This is a genomic window from Thermoactinomyces sp. CICC 10521, from assembly GCF_016055135.1.
Classification (GTDB): Bacteria; Bacillota; Bacilli; order Thermoactinomycetales; family Thermoactinomycetaceae; genus Thermoactinomyces_A; species Thermoactinomyces_A daqus.
Genome location: NZ_JAECVZ010000056.1, coordinates 1 through 5,313, shown reverse-complemented (window position 1 = coordinate 5,313; position 5,313 = coordinate 1). Strand labels below are relative to the sequence as shown.

Below are 5,313 nucleotides of genomic sequence, written 5' to 3'. Positions count from 1 at the left end.
GGCCACACTCTGCGTTGGGGTACCTGTCTCCAAAGGAGTTCCGTCAACGTTTTACCTCAAATGCGGCTTAAAATGTCTGGACTTTTGGGGTTCATTAAGTAGACAAACGCAACAACTTCAACTTTTTCAGGCAAGACTTCAGACTTTAATTTTTGTTGGATATATATATTCTGAATCTAATTCTATCGATTCAAGTGAAGTCTTTTATAAAAAATTCGCTTTTTTTGTTGATACATTACTTTATTTGCTAACTTCGGAGAATTTGTTTCTAAAAGTTGTTGAAGATATTTATTATGGAGACTTACTTTAGAGGGGATTTTAGTACCTAGGCTGATTGACTTTTGAAATGGCTATGGGCATTGGCGCACCACGTCCGGGCCCCGTGCTGGCGGCGTGCAACGTGGTGCCTGCGCGGAGGGATTTTCTTCCAGAGCAGCGAACGGGCCGCCAGTTACAAATTTAGATTCGTTAGTTAGGTCAGAGATCCGGGTACCGGTTGAACGCCAGTACCCGTTTTTTTGTGTTTCCGAACGATATGGTGCAGCCATGCGCAATGATCAGAACCCTAAAAACGAACATTGTTCCCACAAATCCTTGGCGGATCTGGAGCTAAATCCGAATAATGACGTCTGGAATCGTGTGCTAATGAATATTGTTTTTGTCATGACAAAATTGTTGACAATCGTAATTGATTGAATTATCATTTTAATTGAACATAATTAAAGCCTTGAGCGATCTAGCCCATCACTCAAGGCCTACAAAAACCCTTTACATCACAGAAGGAGTGATTTTATTGTATCACGTTCTACGGTTGCGTAGTAGAAGGAGAAGCCACATCCGGCGGGAAATGATCTCAAACGTAATCCACCAAACCGAAATCCCCAGCTGGGTTCGACGCGGTCATACCCGGAAGCCGAATTTTGTGGTTCGCTTTCTATATTGGCTTTTCGACTGGTTTGGCGATTTTGGCCCGATGTTGCGGTCGTTCGGCAGGGGAATCGGGAAAACAGCGCGAGGAACTTGGGGATTCCTTGTCCGGGCGGTTTTGATCACCATCAACATCCTGCTAATGGCGGGAATCATCTACGTCTCCGCTGGTCATTCCTATGAAATGCTGATTTATGGAGGCATGTCCGGCACTGCAGCGCTGGTTTTCGTGGCGGTTTGGGAGACGGCTTTCATCTATTGTTCGATTCTCATCGACCTCGATCATTATAAAGGGAAAAAGAGCGGATGGGCGCCTTGGGTCACTTTCTTGATGGGCTTTGCATTTGTCGTCATCTCGAACTATTTGGGGATGGCGGACAACATCATTGGGAGAGCCATTGGGATCTCAACGCCGATTCTTTTGTTGATGATGAAAAAGGTTCTGGCATACCAGTTCCAAGCGAAGAAAGAAAAAACGTCTTGGTTTTCTATACTTTTCAATTTGATCAAGTCAAAACGTGAATCGAAAAAGGGCAAGGATGAACACCAGCCCGCCATTCAAAAACAAGACGCAAAAGCAGGCGCGGATTTGGATGCAAAGATGGCCGTGGAACCGGACGCCCAAACGGACGCAAAAGTGGACACAGAGGCAGGCGGAAAGATGGACGTCCAATCGGGTGTAAAAGCGGACACGAAAACGGACGGACAAGCAGGCGCACAGACGGGCGTGAAACTGGACGCGGGAACGGGCGCAGATGCGGGCGTCAAGATGGACACAAAACCGGACGCAGAGGCGGACGCGGATGATGGCGTGAAGGTGGACGCCCAAGCGGGCAAAAAGATGGGCGTCAAAAAGACCAGCACGAAAAAAGGCACAACCGATGCCGACTTCAAGAAAGTGAAAAGATGGGCGAAGAAGTTCCAAGCCGAAAACGGAAAGCTGCCGGGACGTGTGGAAATCCAGAAGAAGTTTGATTTCACCAAGTCGCTTTCGTCTAAATTCGCCGCTATGCTAAAAGAAGAGCTTGCCGATAAAGTATCATAGAAACAAAAAGGCGCTCCTGGTAATCCGGGGGCGTCTAAAATAAGAAAGGAGAAATCGCTGATTGGTTTAAAGAAGAACAGTAAACCCGAAACAGTGAGCGATGAGGCATCTTTAAAAATAAAGGAGAGTAAGTCATGGCCCAAAAAGATGGAAGAGAACGGCGCCAAGTGTCGTTTAACCCAAACAACTTTTATGAAAATGAAATGTTGAAGTTCATAGATCGAGTGAACTTTTCTGGTCTCACCAAAGAGCTTTTATTTAAATACCTTAATGAGATCGGGTACTTTGAGCAGGTTGCGAAGGAACTAGGGGTTTCCCTTCCACCTCCACCGATCCCCAAACACACTGTAAAGTTAGTTCCAAAAAGCTCAACCGAAGAATAAGGTTGAGCTTTTTGCGTTTTTGATAAGAAAAGTTTTGGTTCAATGCTTTTCTAATAAAGGAATTTGGTCTGTGTATCACTAAGTAATAACAGTGGTGATAATTACTTATTACTTTCAGGGTTACGAGGTGATAAGGTGAAAATGAAATAGTAGTTACTGGGAGGAATTAATGGTGGAGTGGTTACCTATACATAAAGTTGCAAAGGAATTAGATATTCCGGAGCCAACACTCCGGCGATACTTACGAGATTACGAAGAGTTTATAAAGATTAAGCTGCAAGGTCACATGCAAGTAGTTCATTTTGACTCGCTTGAAGTAATCAAGAAAATCAGGAATATGCATGTAGTGAATCGCTGGTCCTCAAAAGAAGTCAAAGAGTCCCTAGCCAAAGAGCAACCGATGGCAATCATAGTAGCAGAAGATCAGGGCATTCCCATTACCGCAGGTGAATTTCTTGAAGAGCTTCTGAGAATCAATAAAAGGCTCCTCCAGGAGAATCGGGAGATGAGGAGAGAAATTCAGGAGTTACGTGAACTGGTCGAGGGCAATCACGTTGATCACTCAAAGCTCCTACGATCGAGTAACGATCAAATAAACAATATTTATAGAGAAGTTAGCCAATTATCGCGTAAGAAACGGCATAGAGGGCTATTTAAGCGGATTAAGGACGCTATCAAGAATGAGGAATGACAATTGAATGATAATAAACTGAGAAAATGCCTGGAAATAGGGCATTTTTTGTTTGATAAGGTGATAATGATAATAGAGTCACTGGCATACTTCATGCAAATTTGCCATTGAAAACAAAATCCGAATCGTTTAAACTTACTCTAATGGCAAATTTCATGCATTTTTGCCACTAATATAAGGCGAAGGGGTAATGGGTCATGTTTAACCAGTCGGTACAGCCCACCAAGGCTTATCACGATTTATTAGCTGTGGACATTGGTCGGGGATATAGCAAAGCGAAATCACATCAGGGTGACGTTGTTTTTGAAAGTGTCATTGATGTGGCGACTGACTTGACTGTGTATAGTCCGCATCCTGAAGACTTGATCCTTGAACTAGAAAATGGAGAGAAGCTATTTGTTGGTGATTTGGCCAGGATAGATGGAGCAAATATGAAACGGAAGCCAACCACCGAATCAAAAGCGACTGAGGACACTTTGCGGTTATTTTATGGTTTGCTTTATCGGAGCGGCTATACCAGCGGCATGATTGATGTGCAAACCGGTGCCCCAAAAACGAATTTCGAAAATGGGGACGCGAAAAAGCTAAAGCAATTGATTGAAAACGGCGGGAAGCCGCACATCTTCACGATGAATGGTCAAAAATGTGAAGTGCGAATCCGCAATTGCTGGGTAACTGTTGAAGGCGGAGCAGCCTTTTACGGGATCAAAGCAATGGGATATTTGCCAGGCGGACTTCAAGTGGTTCGCATCATCGATCCAGGAGCGTTCACGACCAACTATGCTACATACAAGTTCGATGCAAAACGCGGATGGGTATATGTGAATGGTGAAAGCGGGACGATCCCTCGTGGTTGGGAAAATGGAAGCTCCGGGATAGATAATGTTGAAGAAAACGCAGCTGAATTGGCTTCCATGATTTCAGCGAGAACCCAGAAAGTGTGGAAAACGGATCTGAAACAAGGATTTTTCTTAGTTGGCGGAAAGGCTTCAAAAATGGAATCCATTTTTGCGAACCATTTCCCTGGGATCTATGCAGTGACTGACGCTCAAAAAATGAATGTGTACGGATACTATGAACTGGGCAAAATTGCACAAAAAGAATATACGAAAAATGCGCTTCAGCGATAGAATCAGTGAATGCGGCGTATCAATCTAGCTTGAAAAGGGGGGACGGTGGTGTCAAACAGAAAGAGACCACAGGTCACTTTCAACATGAACAGCACAATTGAAGCGGACCTGTATAACAAGGTTCATGCCTTAAACCCCGAAAGTATTTCCGATGCGATTAAATATGTTTTGTTTGCTTACTTTTATCCGCCAGGTGGAGGAGTTGTACAAGCACCACAACAATCAAAACCGGTAGAAAATCCGTATGAGGAAGAAGAGATTTTGGAGGATGTGTCTGGATTGCCGAACCTATAAATGATACTGGATTTTTACAATAATAGAGGGTGTGACTGATCTCAATGCCCCAGTGGACATATCAAGTATCTAACAACAGTGGAAAGATGTTAGCCGTTTCTAAAGTGGATGAAGCAGGTGTAAGTATTCGAGTGTATACACAACATAGCGATATGGAGCACCTGTGGATGCATCATAATGGACGGGAACTTACAGAACGACATCGAACCGAATTTATACGATTAGAGATTCCCAAGCACTATGATGCGCTTTCATATCTCGAAATGTTAGAATCTGTTGTTAGTAATGCTCGTACTCATTTAGAACAAATTCACCAAGAGAAAGCAAACAATCTCCAGGATTGGCGTTGGAAAATCAAAAAACGTGATGGTAAATGTATGGTGTGTGGAACGACTGAGCAGTTAGAAGCACATCATATTGAGTCTCGAGCATATGCTAAAACCCTTGAGCTTTCACTTGCCAATGGGATTACATTGTGTAGTGAGCATCATAATGAGTTTCATCAAATTTATGGAAAAGGGAAGAACGATGGACTTCAACTAGCAGAGTATATGGACTGGAAAAAGACAGGAGATGCAAGTCTCTATTTTAAACGGGCGCGGGGCTCGTTTACACTCCAAGACTATCTTCGTAAATTAGAAACCGAGAATAATGAATAAAAAAAGAGCCTGCGGAAAAGGGCGCAGACTCTTTGGTGAACAAGCCTATGTACATTATAGCACGGGCGGGAGATTAACTTCTCCCGCTGAGATTGATGACAAACCCCACCCTTTTCTTCGGAAAAGGAATGGGGTTTTGTATATTTCTAGGATATATACAGATAAAGTAAACCTGATGTGACCT

7 protein-coding genes are annotated in these 5,313 nt (G+C 43.5%); all 7 read left to right on the top strand.

All coding sequences use genetic code 11. From position 1 onward, the window contains the following. The coding region (locus I8U17_RS18490; RefSeq protein ID WP_232331178.1) for a hypothetical protein at positions 1–310 on the top strand (310 nt) is incomplete at its 5' end. Positions 311–793: 483 nt separating this feature from the next. Further along, on the top strand, positions 794–1,972 hold the full coding sequence (locus I8U17_RS17605) for a hypothetical protein (protein WP_198059944.1): 1,179 nt from the start codon (positions 794–796) through the stop codon (positions 1,970–1,972). Between the two features lie 134 nt (positions 1,973–2,106). Beyond that, the gene (locus I8U17_RS17600) at positions 2,107–2,355 is read left to right on the top strand and encodes a hypothetical protein (protein WP_198059943.1); all 249 of its coding nucleotides are present in this window, start codon (positions 2,107–2,109) and stop codon (positions 2,353–2,355) included. Between the two features lie 172 nt (positions 2,356–2,527). Further along, positions 2,528–3,046: a hypothetical protein gene (locus I8U17_RS17595; RefSeq protein ID WP_198059942.1), complete on the top strand. Its 519-nt coding sequence runs from the start codon at positions 2,528–2,530 to the stop codon at positions 3,044–3,046. 197 nt (positions 3,047–3,243) lie between these two features. Then, a complete protein-coding gene (locus I8U17_RS17590) occupies positions 3,244–4,176 on the top strand; it encodes a ParM/StbA family protein (protein ID WP_198059941.1) in 933 nt (310 codons plus the stop codon). 48 nt (positions 4,177–4,224) lie between these two features. Further along, a complete protein-coding gene (locus I8U17_RS17585; protein WP_198059940.1) occupies positions 4,225–4,470 on the top strand; it encodes a hypothetical protein in 246 nt (81 codons plus the stop codon). Positions 4,471–4,514: 44 nt separating this feature from the next. Continuing rightward, positions 4,515–5,129 carry an HNH endonuclease signature motif containing protein gene (locus I8U17_RS17580; protein ID WP_198059939.1) on the top strand — a complete coding sequence of 205 codons (615 nt, stop codon included), beginning with the start codon at positions 4,515–4,517 and terminating at the stop codon, positions 5,127–5,129. Positions 5,130–5,313: the final 184 nt, after the last annotated feature.

What these genes read in the sequence shown, in the direction of transcription:
- I8U17_RS17580 (WP_198059939.1), top strand. Translation starts at nt 4,515, where the DNA reads ATGCCCCAGTGGACATATCAAGTATCTAACAACAGTGGAAAGATGTTA.
- I8U17_RS17600 (WP_198059943.1), top strand. Translation starts at nt 2,107, where the DNA reads ATGGCCCAAAAAGATGGAAGAGAACGGCGCCAAGTGTCGTTTAACCCA.
- I8U17_RS17590 (WP_198059941.1), top strand. Translation starts at nt 3,244, where the DNA reads ATGTTTAACCAGTCGGTACAGCCCACCAAGGCTTATCACGATTTATTA.